Genomic DNA, 15,958 nt, shown 5'->3' with positions numbered 1-15,958 from the left:
AGAAAAGGAAGAAGGGAAAACTCATATGAACGGAAGTATTCACGTTGGTCTGGCGGCGTTAGGCGCTGCGCTCGGTGTAGGTCTAATCGGAGCGAAAGCTTCAGATGCAGTCGGACGCAATCCTGTAGCTGCTACGAAGATTCTGGTGCAGTCGATTCTGTCTATTGCCTTCGCAGAAGCAATCGTCTTCTACGCGCTGTTCCTTGTGAAGTAAGAAAAAAATCGGCGCGCAGCACACGAGCGCTGACGCTGCCGAGACGAGAGTGTGATTTATGCATGCATTGGCACTGCTGGTGACAGCAGGCGGTAGCGGGCAGGTCGAGCAGATAGCGAGGACCTTCGGTGTGGACTGGTCTCACCTGATCGCTCAGATGATCAGCTTCTCTATCGTTTGTATTCTTCTGCAGCGATTCGCCTACAAACCCGTTCTCAAAATGCTGCAGGAACGGCGGCAGCAGATCGCGCAAGGGCAGGCGAACGCCGAGCAGATCAAGGCCGAGTTGGCCCGCACTGAGGCGCAGCGCAGAGAAGTGCTGGACCGGGCAAACGCCGAAGCCAGCAAACTGATCGAAGAAGGTCGCGCTGCCGCTGCCCGCGTGCAGGAACAGGAAACCCAAAAAGCCATCGCTGGGGCCGAACAGATTATGGCGCGGGCGCACGAAGCCTCGGAACAAGATAGGACGCGCATGCTCTCGGAACTCAAGTCTGAGTTCGGTCGACTGGTTGTAAAGACGACGGCCATTGTCACCGGCAAAGTTCTGACTCCGGAAGATCAGCAACGTTTGGCCGAGGAAACAGCCGCGCAATTGACGGCATAGCGCACAAATTAGGTTGAACCAGGAATGAAATCTACGAAACAACTCGAGCGTGAAGCCAAGCAGCTGTTTCGCGTGTGCCTGGTTGGAGGATCGCTGGATGAGGCTCGGGTTCGCGAGGCAGTGCAAAAAGTTCTCGACGCCAAGCGGCGAGGAAGCCTCACCCTGCTTTCCCGCTTCCAGCACTTAGTGAAGCTGGAACGTGCCCGGCACACCGCCGAAGTAGAGAGCGTTACTTCATTGCCTGATGAGTTGCGCGCAAACGTGTTGTCGAATCTCGATCGCCTGTATGGACCGGGGTTGAGCACATCGTTTGCACTGAACCCATCGCTGATCGGAGGAATGCGGATCCGGGTAGGTAGTGATGTCTATGACGGTAGCGTGCGAGCTGAATTGGCCTCGCTGCAGAAGAGTTTTTGAAAGGAATTCAAAGTCTCGAAGGTCTGACGATTAATCGCATCGAGGCGAAGGAAATTATGGCTGACCTGTTACTGGAAATTGAAGCTCAAATCAACGGAGCTAAGGCTACTGCCGGCAAGGAGAACGTCGGCATCATACGCGAGGTCGGCGATGGTATCGCCAAAGTTGAAGGTCTCACCGACGCGATGCTCAACGAGATGCTCGACCTCGGCAACGGCATCACTGGCCTGGCGCTGGATCTCGGCGAAACCGAAGTCGGAGTGGCGATTCTAGGAGACTACACGCGGCTCGAAGAAGGGGACGAGGTACGCACAACAGGCAAGCTGCTACAGGTGCCTGTGGGCAAGGGCCTGTTGGGCCGAGTCGTGAACATGCTGGGCGAGCCAGTGGATGGCAAGGGTCCGGTCAAGAGCGATGTCGCTTATCCAGTCGAAAAAATGGCTCCAGGCATCATCCGTCGCCGTCCCGTCAGCCAGCCGGTACAAACGGGGATCATGGCGATCGACTCGATGATTCCGATTGGCCGCGGTCAGCGTGAGTTGATCATCGGCGACCGGTCGACCGGCAAGACGACCATCTGTGTCGACACCATCATCAACCAGGCGCGTCTCAACAAGGCCGCTGAAGGTGCCGGCGACAAGTCGCATCGCCCTCTGTATTGCATCTACGTAGCGATTGGTCAGAAACAATCCAGTATTGCCCGCATTATCTCCGTGCTCGAGGAAGCCGGGGCGATGCCGTACACAATCATCGTGGCATCTCCTGCCTCCGATTCGGCGACGAACCAGTATTTGGCTCCATTCGCCGGAGCGGCGATGGGCGAGTGGTTCATGGACAACGGCATGGATGCTTTGATCGTGTTTGACGATCTCTCCAAGCACGCCGTGGCTTACAGGCAGGTGTCGCTGGTGTTGAAGCGGCCGTCGGGCCGCGAGGCGTATCCCGGCGACGTGTTCTATCTCCATAGCCGGCTGCTTGAGCGCGCGGCGCGTGTTGGAGAGAAATATGGCAACGGATCGCTAACGGCTTTGCCGATTATTGAAACGCAGGCTGGCGACGTATCCGCTTATATCCCTACCAACGTCATCTCGATTACGGACGGCCAGATCTATCTCGAAACGGATTTGTTCTACCAGGGCGTCCGTCCCGCCATTTCGGTAGGCCTCTCAGTCTCCCGCGTTGGTTCCGCGGCGCAGCTCAAAGCCGTGAAGCAAGTTGCCGGACAGCTCAAAGGTGATCTCGCCCAATTTCGCGAACTCGCAGCGTTCGCGCAGTTCGGCTCGGAACTGGACGCGAAAACGCAGGCGAAGATCGACGGCGGCAAGCGCATTATCGAGATCTTCAAGCAGCCGCAGTACAGCCCGATTCCCGTTGCGCTTCAGGTGGCTGTCATTTGGACCGTCCAAAACGGGTATGTGAATGATGTGCCAGTGGAGCGGGTCAAGGAGTTCCAAAATAGGCTGACTGAATATCTAAGCATGCGCAAGACCGAGCTACTGCGAAAAATCGAAAACGAGAAGGCACTCAGCGACGCCTTAGCGGCGGAATTGAAGGCTGCGGCCGACGAGTTTAAGCAGACATGGAAATGAGCGCCACGTCTAATCATGCATAGTATCCGCGATTTACGCCGACGCATCCGGTCCATCGGCAGCACTGCGCAGATTACCAAGGCAATGCAGATGGTGGCGGGATCGAAAATGCGCAAAGCCCAGCAGGCTGCGTTGGCTGGCCGTCCATTTGCGTACCTGTTGTACCGCATTCAGCGCGAAGCGACGACGCGTATGGGCGAGTTCACGCATCCCCTGCTTGAGGTGCGTGACGTCCGCAAAAAAGCCGTTATCCTCATCGGCGCTGATAAGGGCTTGTGCGGGGCGCTCAACACAAACTTGTTCCGCGTGGCCTCCCAGTCCGATCCCCAATCAACAGTCTTCATCACGGCAGGACGCAAAGCTGCGCAATTCGTTGCCCACAGCGGCCGACGGCTTGCCGCGGAGTTCGAATACGCTGACACGCCCCAGTTCTCCGAAGCCTCCGCGATTGCGGCCTTCGCCCGCGATCTATTCCTAAAAAGGGAAGTAGACCGGGTCGAGATCGTGGCTACGCGATTCGTCAACACACTTACTCAACATCCGATCACAATCGACTTTCTGCCAGTGGGCGAAATCAAGACGCTGCAGTTTCCCGGTATGGAATCGGAAAAGGAATTAGCAGAGGACAATAACGAGTCGCTGTTCGAGCCTAATCCAGAAGCGGTTCTCGGTTATATGCTCTCGCACTATCTGAACTTTTACATCTATCAGGTCTTGCTGAATGCGAAAGCCAGTGAGCAAAGCGCGCGCATGGTATCAATGAAGAATGCCACCGACAGCGCCGACCACCTGATTAGAGACTTGTCGCTTGAATACAACAAGCAACGGCAGGGCAATATCACGAAGGAGTTACTGGAAATCGCCGGCGGTCAGGCTGAGTGAGCGAACTCACTGCCCGTCGCAGATCGGTATCAATATGAACATAGGCAAGATCGTAAAAGTTGCAGGTCCGGTAGTGGATGTTGAGTTCCCCGCAGCATTGCCTGGGATCTATCACGCGTTGACCGTTGAATACAAATTGCAGAACCAGCCCGCTAAACTGACGCTCGAAGTGCAGCAACACCTCGGCGATAAATTGGTCCGGGCAATTTCCATGGCCGGCACCGAGGGACTCAAACGCGGCTTCGACGTCACAGATAGCGGTGGCCCGATTTCCATGCCCGTCGGTGAAGGTGTCATGGGTCGGATATTCGATGTCACCGGCAACCCGGTCGACGAACGCGGACCTGTTAAGGCGGAGAAATACTATCCCATTCACCGCACACCGCCACCGCTTGTGGACCAATCAACTTCTCCGCAAGTGCTGGCGACCGGAATCAAAGTTCTCGATTTGATCTGTCCTTTCCTGAAGGGCGGCAAAGTCGGCGCCTTCGGTGGCGCAGGAGTGGGCAAGACGGTCGTGATCATGGAGTTGATACACAACATCGCGAAGCTCCATGGAGGCGTTTCAGTGTTCGCTGGCGTTGGCGAACGCACTCGGGAAGGAAACGATCTTTACCACGACATGTCCGACTCCGGAGTTATCAAACAGGACAACCTGGGCGAGTCCAAAATCACGCTGGTATACGGTCAGATGAACGAACCGCCGGGTGCGCGTCTGCGCGTAGCGCTTTCCGCCCTTGCTATGACCGAGTACTTTCGCGATGAGAAGAACCAGGATGTGTTGCTCTTCATTGACAACATCTTCCGCTTTTCCCAAGCCGGATCTGAGGTGTCGGCACTGCTAGGTCGCACGGCCAGCGCCGTCGGTTACCAGCCAACTCTCGCCGCTGAGATGGGGGCGTTACAAGAGCGGATTACCTCAACCAAGAAAGGCTCGATCACGTCGTTTCAGGCCGTGTACGTTCCTGCGGACGATCTTACCGACCCAGCGCCGGCCACAACCTTCGCTCACCTGGATGCGACCATCGTCCTCGACCGCGCGATTGCCGAATTGGGAATCTATCCGGCAGTGGATCCGCTGGCCTCGACCTCTCGCGCTCTCGCACCAGAAATCGTAGGCCAAGAGCACTATGAGGTGGCGCGTGGAGTACAGAAGGTGCTTCAGCGCTACAAAGACCTGCAGGACATCATCGCGATTCTCGGAATGGATGAGCTGGCACCTGAGGACAAGCTAACCGTATTCCGTGCGCGCAAGATTCAGCGTTTTCTGAGTCAACCGTTCAGCGTAGCGCAAGTCTTCAGCGGTCGTGAAGGAAGACAGGTACCTGTAGCTGAAACCGTTCGCGGCTTTAAGGAGATCCTTGACGGCAAGCACGACGACGTGCCGGAAGCGAACTTCTACATGAAGGGTGCGATTGAAGAAATAAAACAAGGCTGAATGGTTTGGGGTCGAGAGCTCCAACATATGTGAAACATGCCAAACACTCTAAAACTTGAAATTGTCACGCCGACTGCCACCGTGTACTCCGAAGACGTTGAGTTGGTTACGTTGCCAGGGGTTGACGGGCAGATGGGTGTTTACCCTCAGCACGTCCGGCTAATGACGCAATTAGTTCCGGGAGAAATGATCGTGCACAAGGGCGGCCGCGATGAATTTCTCGCAGTTGGCGAGGGACTCGTTGAAGTCACGGGTGACCGCGTAGCCATCGTGACAGATATGGCGGTTGCTGCCGACAACATCGACGAAGCGAAGGCAGAAGAAGCGCGCCAGCGCGCCGCAGCGCGGCTTCGCGAAAAACTGTCTTCCCAGGAAGTAGCCTCCGTCAACGCGGCTCTGGCTCGCTCAGTGGCGCAATTGTATGTAAAGCGGCGCCATCCACGAGGGTGAAGAGGGCGCAGCACTAGGCTAACCCGAAAAGTGATAAGAGTTAACCTGAGCGTGGTTTGTGAAAGGGCATCCGACTTTCAGTCGTGCCGATGAACGCACTCAAGTCCGGCTTTAGCCTCTGGATATTTGTTGCTTCACCAGTCAAAAGCACAGCGGCTAAAGCCTGAGCGTAAGGGGGCACTTGAAGGCACGACTGGAAGTCGAGGCCCTTTCACGAGTCGGAACTCCACTAAGCCTTTGTTCCACGCGTTTTCCCCGTTAGCTCGGGATACCGAGCGGAATAGCAATCTCCCAACTTGACCTGCCAGTGATCCGGAATCAGCGTCGTGTCTGTCACGTGCCAAACGCTTGGCACCTCTTCGTGTCCGTTGAAGGCCCAACTACCTCTCCCTTCGACGACCTGCCTGTAAGTCCTTGCACCTTAAGCCCAGAACGCATTTGCTGCCGGCTCCACGAGATGGAATCGCGAATGCTTGAAATAAACATGCTTCACCTCCGCCGAACTTTGTCGGTTCCGCGGGGACAAAAGAACGCGGCGAAAGCACGAATCAAGTCCATGATCAGCGGAGCACGCATTCATCGTAAGCGGCCAGTAATTGGGACACTTTGGTGCACTGCGATGCTTGCTCTCGTCCCGTCCGCTCGCGCCCAACAGTCGGATCCGCTCCAGCAGCAACTACAAGAGTTGAAACAGCAATACGAAGCGACCACTCGCGATCTTCAGCAGCGCATCGCCACGCTGGAGCAACAGATCGAAGAACAGAAAGCCGCGACGGCGAAGGAGAAGGAGACAACGGTATCAGTCTCAGAACTCGCCGCCGAGCAGGCAGTCAAGAAGGTCTTGTTCGGAGCATCGGATCAGGTTGGAGCCAAGTACCAGGGACAGTTGCCCTCGCGTCCGACATATGACCTCCTGCAGGAGGCGCAAACCGAAATCCAGGGCTTGCGCCAGCAGTTGGGCGTGTTCGAATTTCATGGATACTTCCGTTCCGGCTACGGAGTAAACAGTCGAGGCGGAGAGCAAGTCGCGTTTCAGGCTCCGGGAGCGGACGCCAAGTACCGTTTGGGGAATGAGGCGGAAACGTACGCGGAACTCATCTTTGTCAACAACTGGCTGAACCCGGAGCGCGATTCCGACAAAGCCTGGATGAAGACCGAGGTGATGATCGAGGCTAACACCACCAACTCGGCGAACTACGCGAATTTTTCTGGCGGACTTGGAAACGATCAATTCCGCTTTCGGGAGGCCTTCGTTCAGGCGGGAAACATCTTCGAGAGACAACCGAACGCCAAGTTCTGGGCCGGCGAAAGGTACTATCGGCGCCAGCATATCGAGATCGACGATTTCTATCCGCTGGACATGAGCGGGTACGGTGCCGGCGTCGAGGACTTCAATGTCGGTGTCGGCAAGATGGCTGTCGCCTACATATCGGGCGCGCGGCCTGACATCGTAACGGAGAACGGCTATCTCGCAAAGAACAACATTGATCTGCGCTTGTACGACGTGAAAGGCCCCGGTGGTCTTTGGGGAGCGTGGTTCAATTTCGCGACGTCGAAAGGCGGCGCGACATCAGCGGGCATAAAGATTCCCACAACGGATGGGTACGGAGTTGGTCTGCGCCACCAGCGCCTGGAATGGCACGGAGGCTATCATACCTTTAGTTTTCAATATGGAACGGGCGCGGCCAGCAACTTCAGTGCGTCGCTGGACGATCCCACGGCATTTCGCCGTAATTCGGCAAGGCTTCTCGCGACAGAACAGGTCCTCTTTCAACCAAACGATAGATTCGCCATCATGCCAATCTTCGTGTACCAGCGGACCAAAGATGGGAATCCGCAGCACGACTGGAATCAGTGGGTGTCATTCGGCGCGCGACCAGAGGTCTTTTTCACCAAATATCTCTCCCTAGCCTTTGAAGGAGGCGTCGACCATACGCGTCTTCGCGGTCAGTACGACGGATGGCTGCGTAAGTTCACGATAGCTCCACAAATTGGAGCGGGAAGAAAGTTCTTCAGCCGGCCGGTTCTTCGCGCCTTCCTGACCTATGCGAACTGGTCTGACGGGCTTCGTGGCTTTGTAGGCGGCACTCCGTTCCAAAACCGAACAGACGGACTTACATACGGAGTGCAAGCGGAAACGTGGTGGTAGGACGAAAGGTAAGACCATGGCAAGCCGAGAAATAACGGTCAGCTCAGCGACAGCGCAGAACGCTTCGACGCCGGATGCGGGAAGCTACACTCGTCCACTCGCGATCGTCACCACCTTGTTTTTCATGTGGGGTTTCCTGACGAGCCTGAACGACATTTTGGTGCCGCATCTGAAGTCAATCTTCGACCTCAGCTACGCGCGAGTCATGTTGGTTCAGTTTGCATTTTTCTCTGCCTACTTTTTATTTTCCGTGCCGTGGTCGAGGTTCGTGAATAGGATCGGATATCAAAGGACCATGGTAGTGGGGCTTTTAACCATGGCTTGTGGCGCGTTTCTATTCCTGCCTGCCGCATCCGCTGCTTCCTTCCCCCTGTTTTTGACGGCACTCCTGATCCTCGCCGCGGGGATCACTGGTCTTCAGGTGGCGGCTAATCCTTATGTGGATTTGCTAGGCAAGCCTGAAACGGCATCTAGCCGCCTGGATCTGACGCAGGCGTTCAACTCGCTGGGGACCACGATCGCTCCGAAAATCGGGGGATTGCTCATCCTGAGTGCCGCGCCACTAGCGATTGAACAGTTGCGACAGCTTGCTCCGCAAGCACTACAAGCCTACCGTGTGCAACAAGCAGGGTCGGTCAAGATTCCATACACAGTGATCGGCATCGCACTAATCTTGCTGGCGGTCTTGATTGGCGCCTCCAGGCTACCCCGAATTGAAACCGCCACGTCGCGTTCTGGAGAGAAGATTAACGATTCGATCTGGAAGCATCCAAATCTCCTCTTTGGCGCCCTCGGGATTTTCGCCTATGTGGGCGCCGAAGTGTCCATCGGAAGTTTTTTGGTGAATTATTTCGGTCTGCCCGAGATTGCGGGTCTTTCCACCAGGACGGCAGCAGGTTTTGTTTCGTTTTACTGGGGCGGCGCCATGATCGGACGGTTTCTCGGCGCGGGACTTCTGCGGCGGATCAAGCCCGGGCGTCTGCTTGCTGTGTGCGCGATCTTTGCCGCGGCGCTGGTAACCATCTCGATGCTGTTGGGCGGGCACACCGCGATGTGGACAATTCTCACCGTGGGGCTTTTCAACTCCATCATGTTCCCTACGATTTTCAGTCTGGGAGTGGCAGAACTTGGGCCTCTCACGGGAAACGGGTCCGGCCTGCTGAATATGGCCATAGTGGGCGGTGCCATCCTGCCCGTGATCCAGGGCGTAATTGCTGACCAAATTGGGCTTCACCACGCTTTTGTTCTGCCGGTGATTTGCTATTTGTACATCTTGTTCTACGGGCTGAGCGGATCGAAGCCGAACAGCGAGCGCTACACAACAGCTTAGAAATGTCTGCGGAGTAAAGAATGTTAATTGCGGGCGATATCGGCGGTACAAAAACAGACCTGGCAATCTACTCGAGCGAATCGGGGCCGCACACACCTTTGGCTGAGACAGAAGTTCGCAGCGCCGACTATCCCAGCCTGCAGGCCCTCGTCATGGAGTTTCTCGATCGCGTGAAGATGCCGGTTGACGTAGCCTCCTTTGACGTCGCCGGTCCTGTGATCAACGGCCAGGTCAAAATCACCAACTTGCCGTGGACGATGGATGAAAGCACGCTGGCCAAGGACCTGAATCTGAAATCCGTCCACCTGTTGAACGATCTGGAGGCGGTCGCGCTCTCGGTCCCGACTTTACGTGTACAGGACTTGCTCACAATAAATAAAGGAGAGCCGGTTTCGAATGGTCCTATCGCGATCATCGCGCCAGGGACGGGTTTGGGTGAATCGTTCCTGACTTGGGATAGCTCGCGGTACGTTGCCCATGTATCTGAGGGTGGTCACTCAGATTTTGCGCCGACAGACCGGCGGCAAATGCGTCTGCTGGCGTACTTGCTTCCGCGTTTCGGTCATGTAGGTGTTGAACGCGTCTGTTCTGGAATCGGCGTTCCCAACATTTATGAATTTCTGCGCGACGAGGAGAAGATACCGGAACAGCCTGAAGTCGCTCAACTGATTGCCTCGGCAAAAGATCACACGAAAGCAATCCTGGGCGCTGCCCTTGACCCGCAACTGTCAAGCGAGTTGTGTCGGGCCACGGTTGAAATGCTGGTTTCGATTCTGGCAAGCGAAGCCGGCAATCTCGCCCTGAAAGTTCTTGCCACAGGTGGTGTCTACCTGGCTGGGGGCATAGCGGTGCACTTGTCGGACGCGCTAAAGCATCCGCGGTTTATGCAAGCCTTCAGCAGAAAGGGCCGCTTCAAAAATCTAATGGAACAAATTCCCATTCACGTCATCACTATACGTGCGGCACTCCTCGGAGCTGCCACATTTGGGCTCGAGAGCCTGAAGAGCATCAGAAATGGCGCATGAGCAGCACTTTTAACCTCGTCAAAATCACCGGCACGCAAGGCAGCCTGAATAGGAACGAAAAGGAGCATTAGAGTGGCAGCAAATCCTCAACCGCTGGCAAAAAAACGATCGATCAAACAGTCGGCGTGGAAAGCGCTCGAATCACACTACGAGAAGGTTTCGAAACTACACCTGAGAGAACTCTTCGCGGATGATCCCAAGCGCGGCACACGTTTGACAGCCGAGGCTGTCGGCCTCTATCTGGACTACTCAAAGAATCGCGTAACGGATCAAACGCTCAAGCTGCTGATCCAACTCGCCGAAGAATGTGGATTGCGGGAACGAATCGACGCGATGTTTCGTGGCGAGAAAATCAACGTCACTGAGAAGAGAGCAGTCTTGCACACTGCGCTCCGCGCTCCGCGCAACGCTTCCATCGTCGTCGATGGTGAGAACGTTGTGCCCAAGGTGCACGCTGTGCTCGATCGCATGGCGGATTTCGCAAACAGGCTGCGCAGCGGCGAATGGAAGGGACATACCGGCAAGCGCATTCGTAACGTAATCAATGTTGGCATCGGCGGTTCCGATTTGGGCCCGGTCATGGCGTATGAGGCGCTAAAACATTACAGCGATCGAGCCATGACGTTCCGTTTTGTGTCCAACATCGACGGCACGGATTTTGCAGAGGCCGTCCGCGATCTTGATCCATCGGAAACGCTCTTTATCATCTCTTCGAAAACGTTCACGACTCTGGAGACTATGACGAACGCCCAGACGGCTCGCGCCTGGTCGCTATCCGGATTGGGGAATGACGAAAAGTCAGTCGCGAAGCATTTTGTGGCGGTTTCAACGAACACAAGGGAAGTTGCGAAGTTCGGTATCGATACCGCCAACATGTTCGAGTTCTGGGACTGGGTTGGCGGTCGCTATTCCATGTCGTCGGCAATTGGGCTCTCGACCATGGTCGCTATCGGCCCGGATAACTTCCGAGCGATGCTGACTGGTCTGCACCAGATGGACGAGCACTTCCGGACCGCGCCATTCGAACGCAACCTTCCCGTCATCATGGGTCTCCTAGGGGTCTGGTACAACGACTTCTTTGGCGCGCAGACCGTAGCGGTGTTGCCTTACGAGCAATATCTGAAACGCTTCCCAGCCTACCTCCAGCAATTGACGATGGAGAGCAATGGCAAGCACGTCACCGTCGACGGGAACAGGGTAGCTCGCGACACGGGCCCCATCTACTGGGGCGAGCCGGGAACTAACGGTCAACACTCTTTCTACCAACTGATTCACCAAGGAACCAGGCTCATCCCGTGCGACTTCATTGCTTTTTCCAAACCGCTCAATCCGCTCGGTCGGCACCATGACATGCTGATCGCCAACGTGTGCGCGCAGGCTGAGGCGCTGGCTTTCGGCAAGACCGCCGAGCAGGTCGCGGCTGAAGGCACTCCCGACTGGCTTGTGCCCCACCGTGTGTTCGAGGGCAATCGTCCATCGAACACGATCCTTGTGGATCGGCTGACACCAGAAACTTTGGGCAAGCTCGTTGCTTTATACGAACACTCCACCTTCACCCAGGGTGCAATTTGGAACATCGATTCCTTCGACCAGTGGGGTGTCGAGCTGGGGAAAGTTCTCGCGCAACGCATAATCCCAGAACTCGAGAGCAAGGAAGAACCGAAGCTCGCCCACGACAGCTCAACCAACAACTTGATCAGCTATTACCGAAAATCCAAGGAGACCGCATGACAACTCTCGGCTTTGATAAACCGCTATACGTTCTGCCCTTCGATCATCGGGGCTCGTTCCAGAAGAAGATGTTTGGATGGGATGGGACCTTGAGCCCCCAACAAACGGCCGAGATCGCTGCCGCGAAGCGGGTGATCTACGACGCCTTCACCGCCGCAGTTAACGCCGGCGTTCCCAAAAGTAAAGCGGGAATTCTGGTCGACGAACAGTTCGGCGCTGCAATTCTGCGCGATGCAAAAGCAGAAGGATACTCAACTTCCTGTCCAGCGGAGAAGAGTGGACAGGATGAGTTCGACTTCGAATACGGAGAAGAGTTCGCCAAGCACATTGAAGCGTTTCGTCCAACCTTCTGTAAGGTTCTCGTTCGCTACAACCCGGAGGGAGATCGCACTCTTAATCAAAAGCAAGCGGCTCGACTGAAGTGCTTATCGGAATATCTCCATAGCGACAAAAGTCCCAGCCGTTTCATGTTCGAACTACTCGTGCCAGCGGAGAAGGCTCAGCTGGAGCGCGTCAAAGGAGATAAGAAGGCCTACGATCTGGAGCTTCGTCCGCGACTGATGGCCGAGACTATCGAGGAGCTGCAGGATGCCGGTGTCGAGCCGGACGTCTGGAAGATCGAAGGGCTCGAGCGGCGGCAAGATTGCGAGAGGATCGTGGCCTCCGCGCGTCGGGAAGGCCGAAACCGCGTCGGCTGCATCATCCTCGGACGCGGCGAAGACGATCGGAGAGTCCGCGAATGGCTCACGACTGCATCCGGCGTGCCGGGCTTCATTGGCTTTGCTGTCGGCCGGACCAGCTTCTGGGATCCGCTAGTTGACTGGCGCGGCAAGAAGATTACGCGAGATGCAGCGGTGGCCGAGATTGCCCGCCGCTATCAGGAGTTCGTGGAGATCTTCGAAACCAGTGACAAGGCCGTTCCCGCTTAAGGAATCAGGAAGAGAGACCAAAGATGGAAAGAGAGACTGTGAAACTAGCCCCGTCAATTCTTGCCGCCGACTTCGCTCGCTTGGGTGAGCAGGTAGCGGAGGCGGAGAAGGCTGGGGCCGACAGGATTCACATCGATGTGATGGACGGGCACTTCGTGCCAAATCTGTCGATGGGAGCGCCAATTGTGCAGTCGCTGAGGCGTGTAACTCGTCTTCCTCTCGAGACACACTTAATGATCTCGGATCCGGATTTGTTTCTTGAAGAGTTTGTTCAGGCCGGATCCGATTCTTTTCTTGTCCACTGGGAAGGTAACAACAACCTGCATAGGACCGTCGCGCGGATCAAGGAACTGGGCAAACCCGCGGGAGTGGTCATCAATCCTGCAACTCCCGCTGTGGTGCTGGAAGAGATTCTGCCGGACGTGGATCTAGTCGTCGTCATGACAGTGAATCCTGGCTTCGGTCATCAGCATTTCCTTCGTAGCACGTTGCCGAAGATCGAACAGGTCCATCGGATGATCGAACGCATGAACGTTCGGGCTGAGTTGGAGGTCGACGGTGGCGTAGATGCAATCACTGCACCCTTGGCCGCTGCGGCAGGAGCCAATGTGTTTGTCGCGGGATCATCGATTTTCGGCGAGAGAGCTGGCGTGACCGCCGCTATGGATCAGCTCTGTAGAAGTGTCCTATCCAGCAGCAACGCGGTTCTAGCTTAATAACTGTTTCACTAAGGAGGTTTCATTATGGAACTTGGAATGATCGGTCTTGGAAGAATGGGCGCCAACATGGTGCGGCGACTTATTAACAAAGGTCACCGCTGCGTGGTCTTCGACAGGTCGCCTGAAGTTGTGGGCGAATTAGTTAAAGACAAGGCAGTCGGCGCTGAATCGCTCGCAGATCTGGTGAAGAAGCTCGAGCGGCCGCGAGCTGTTTGGTTAATGGTTCCGGCCGCAGTTGTCGACAAGACTATCGCCGATCTACTGCCTCACCTCGAGCCCGGTGACTCCCTCATTGACGGAGGCAACTCGTATTACGTGGACGACATACGGCGCGCCAAAGAGCTTGCGCCAAAACGGATTCACTACGTCGATGTGGGCACCAGCGGAGGCGTGTGGGGACTCGAACGGGGCTACTGCATGATGATCGGAGGCGAAAAAGATGTGGTCCAGCGGCTTGATCCAATCTTCTCCGCGCTCGCACCTGGAATGGGCGACATTTCTCGCACACCCGGCCGGTCAAACAATGATGGCACAGCCGAGCAGGGTTATCTGCACTGCGGTCAAAACGGCGCCGGCCATTTCGTCAAGATGGTCCATAACGGGATCGAGTACGGAGTAATGGCTGCGTACGCCGAAGGATTGGGAATCCTGCGCTCGGCTAACGTCGGCAAGCGGGCGAGCGACGCTATCGACGCCGAGACTACGCCGTTACGCAACCCCGAAGAATATCAATACGACTTGAACCTGCGCGATATTGCGGAGCTGTGGCGTCGTGGAAGCGTAATCGCTTCGTGGCTGCTCGACCTGACGGCCTCCGCTCTGCAGGAAGACAAGGACCTCTCGAAGTTTGCGGGACGAGTATCCGACTCCGGCGAAGGTCGGTGGACGATCAAAGCCGCCATCGACGAAGCCGTACCAGCACCGGTTCTAACCACCGCTCTGTATGAGCGATTCACTTCGCGAGGCGAGGCTGGCTTCGCCAATAAGCTCTTGTCTGCAATGCGGTATCAGTTTGGCGGACATCTAGAGAAGTCTGACGACAAGTCCAAGGTGGCCTGAGGAGATGACGATGACTAATTCCCATTCTGACGCGTTCGTGTTCTTCGGTGCAACCGGCGACCTTGCGTACAAGAAGATCTTTCCCGCGCTGCAGGCGATGCTGAAGCGGGGCCATCTTGATATACCGGTCATCGGCGTTGCCAAGGCCGGTTGGACTCTTGACCAACTTCGTGCGCGCGCTTTCGACAGTCTCGAGAAACATGGAGGAGGAGCCGATCCGGCGGCTTTTGCAAAGCTTTCTTCCTTGCTTCGTTACATCGATGGCGACTACAACGATCCTGCTACTTTTCAAGCGTTGGGCAAGGAGCTAAAAGGAACGAAGCGACCGGCGCACTATCTCGCAATTCCGCCCGCGATGTTCGAAGAGGTGCTCGAAAGACTAGCGGATTGCGAATGCATGCAGGGTGCCCGGATTATCGTCGAGAAGCCCTTCGGCCATGATCTGGAATCCGCACAGCACCTTAACCGAGTTCTTCTGCGCAAGTTCGACGAATCATCGATCTATCGGATTGACCACTACCTGGGTAAGCGTCCGGTGCACGACATGGTCGTTTTTCGTTTCGCAAACGCATTCATGGAGGCGTTCTGGAATCGCAATTACATTGAAAGCGTACAGATCACGATGGCTGAAGACTTTGGCGTGCAAGGCCGCGGCGCTTTTTACGACCAGACTGGCACGATCCGCGACGTCATCCAGAATCATCTGTTTCAGGTTCTCTGCAACCTCGCCATGGAAGCACCCGTGCGGTTGGACAGCGAATCGATTCGAGACGAGAAGGTCAAGGTCCTGAAGGCAATTCCCGCGCTGGAAGAAAGGAACGTTGTGCGCGGGCAGTTCCGCGGTTACCTCGACGAGAAAGGAGTGGCGGCGGATTCGAAAGTGGAGACGTTTGCTGCGCTTCGACTGGAGATCAACTCCTGGCGCTGGCAAGGAGTTCCGTTCTACATCCGGGCAGGGAAGTCTCTGCCGGTTACTTCTACGGAAATTGTCTGCAGGCTGCGGAAGCCGCCCACCGTCATCCCCGCAGACGTAGTTCATTCGAACTATCTCCGGTTCCGAATCAGTCCCGAAGTAGGAATCGCGATGGGAATGACAGTGCTGGCTCCGGGCGAGAAGCTGATAGGCCAGTCAGCGGAGATGTTCGCAAGCAGCCCAAAGACCACGGAAGAAATGGATCCTTACGAACGTGTGCTGGGCGACGCCATGGCCGGCGACGCCACGCTGTTTGCGCGCGAAGACTATGTGGAAGAAGCCTGGCGAATTGTCGATCCGCTCTTGAAGCTGGAGACCCCAGTTTACCCATATGAAGCTGGGAGCTGGGGCCCAAATGAAGTGGAACGCGTCACACCAGCCGGGGGCTGGCAAAACCCGCGTGTCGGACTCGAGGCGCTAGCTCTTGTCGGCAACGCTGCCTGAACCGT

General features: G+C 56.0%; 15 protein-coding genes. All 15 read left to right on the top strand.

The features are described 5' to 3' along the window. The first annotated feature begins 25 nt into the window (after positions 1–25). The 15 genes from VNX88_21925 (at position 26) to zwf (ending at position 15,953) form a co-directional block, all read left to right on the top strand. On the top strand, positions 26–214 hold the full coding sequence (locus tag VNX88_21925; GenBank protein ID HWY71341.1) for a hypothetical protein: 189 nt from the start codon (positions 26–28) through the stop codon (positions 212–214). A gap of 58 nt (positions 215–272) precedes the next feature. After that, positions 273–818, top strand: coding sequence for an ATP synthase F0 subunit B (locus tag VNX88_21920; GenBank protein HWY71340.1), 546 nt, complete (start codon positions 273–275; stop codon positions 816–818). 24 nt (positions 819–842) lie between these two features. Next, positions 843–1,235, top strand: a complete 393-nt coding sequence (locus VNX88_21915; GenBank protein HWY71339.1) for a F0F1 ATP synthase subunit delta — start codon at positions 843–845, stop codon at positions 1,233–1,235. Positions 1,236–1,291: 56 nt separating this feature from the next. Then, complete coding sequence (atpA, locus tag VNX88_21910; GenBank protein HWY71338.1) at positions 1,292–2,824, top strand: F0F1 ATP synthase subunit alpha; 1,533 nt, start codon at positions 1,292–1,294, stop codon at positions 2,822–2,824. Between the two features lie 15 nt (positions 2,825–2,839). Then, the gene (gene atpG / locus VNX88_21905) at positions 2,840–3,706 is read left to right on the top strand and encodes an ATP synthase F1 subunit gamma (GenBank protein ID HWY71337.1); all 867 of its coding nucleotides are present in this window, start codon (positions 2,840–2,842) and stop codon (positions 3,704–3,706) included. A gap of 34 nt (positions 3,707–3,740) precedes the next feature. Continuing rightward, positions 3,741–5,144: a F0F1 ATP synthase subunit beta gene (atpD, locus tag VNX88_21900; protein HWY71336.1), complete on the top strand. Its 1,404-nt coding sequence runs from the start codon at positions 3,741–3,743 to the stop codon at positions 5,142–5,144. 36 nt (positions 5,145–5,180) lie between these two features. Further along, positions 5,181–5,594: an ATP synthase F1 subunit epsilon gene (gene atpC, locus VNX88_21895; GenBank protein HWY71335.1), complete on the top strand. Its 414-nt coding sequence runs from the start codon at positions 5,181–5,183 to the stop codon at positions 5,592–5,594. 484 nt (positions 5,595–6,078) lie between these two features. Further along, positions 6,079–7,743, top strand: a complete 1,665-nt coding sequence (locus VNX88_21890; GenBank protein HWY71334.1) for a carbohydrate porin — start codon at positions 6,079–6,081, stop codon at positions 7,741–7,743. Between the two features lie 16 nt (positions 7,744–7,759). Next, positions 7,760–9,073: a sugar MFS transporter gene (locus VNX88_21885; protein HWY71333.1), complete on the top strand. Its 1,314-nt coding sequence runs from the start codon at positions 7,760–7,762 to the stop codon at positions 9,071–9,073. Between the two features lie 20 nt (positions 9,074–9,093). Then, complete coding sequence (gene glk / locus VNX88_21880) at positions 9,094–10,098, top strand: glucokinase (GenBank protein HWY71332.1); 1,005 nt, start codon at positions 9,094–9,096, stop codon at positions 10,096–10,098. 72 nt (positions 10,099–10,170) lie between these two features. Then, a complete protein-coding gene (gene pgi / locus VNX88_21875) occupies positions 10,171–11,829 on the top strand; it encodes a glucose-6-phosphate isomerase (protein ID HWY71331.1) in 1,659 nt (552 codons plus the stop codon). Continuing rightward, a complete protein-coding gene (locus VNX88_21870; protein ID HWY71330.1) occupies positions 11,826–12,758 on the top strand; it encodes a DUF2090 domain-containing protein in 933 nt (310 codons plus the stop codon). Before pgi ends, VNX88_21870 begins: the two co-directional genes overlap by 4 nt. Positions 12,759–12,781: 23 nt before the next feature. Beyond that, the gene (rpe, locus tag VNX88_21865) at positions 12,782–13,474 is read left to right on the top strand and encodes a ribulose-phosphate 3-epimerase (GenBank protein HWY71329.1); all 693 of its coding nucleotides are present in this window, start codon (positions 12,782–12,784) and stop codon (positions 13,472–13,474) included. 27 nt (positions 13,475–13,501) lie between these two features. Then, entirely contained in the window at positions 13,502–14,536 is a 1,035-nt protein-coding gene (gene gnd / locus VNX88_21860; GenBank protein ID HWY71328.1) for a decarboxylating 6-phosphogluconate dehydrogenase, read from the top strand. Between the two features lie 10 nt (positions 14,537–14,546). Continuing rightward, the gene (gene zwf / locus VNX88_21855) at positions 14,547–15,953 is read left to right on the top strand and encodes a glucose-6-phosphate dehydrogenase (GenBank protein HWY71327.1); all 1,407 of its coding nucleotides are present in this window, start codon (positions 14,547–14,549) and stop codon (positions 15,951–15,953) included. The last annotated feature ends 5 nt before the right edge of the window (positions 15,954–15,958 follow it).

Source organism: Terriglobales bacterium (genome assembly GCA_035567895.1).
Lineage (GTDB): Bacteria > Acidobacteriota > Terriglobia > Terriglobales > Acidobacteriaceae > Gp1-AA112.
The sequence above is the reverse complement of the archived record's forward strand: the minus strand, read 5'-3'. Positions and strand labels throughout refer to the sequence as shown.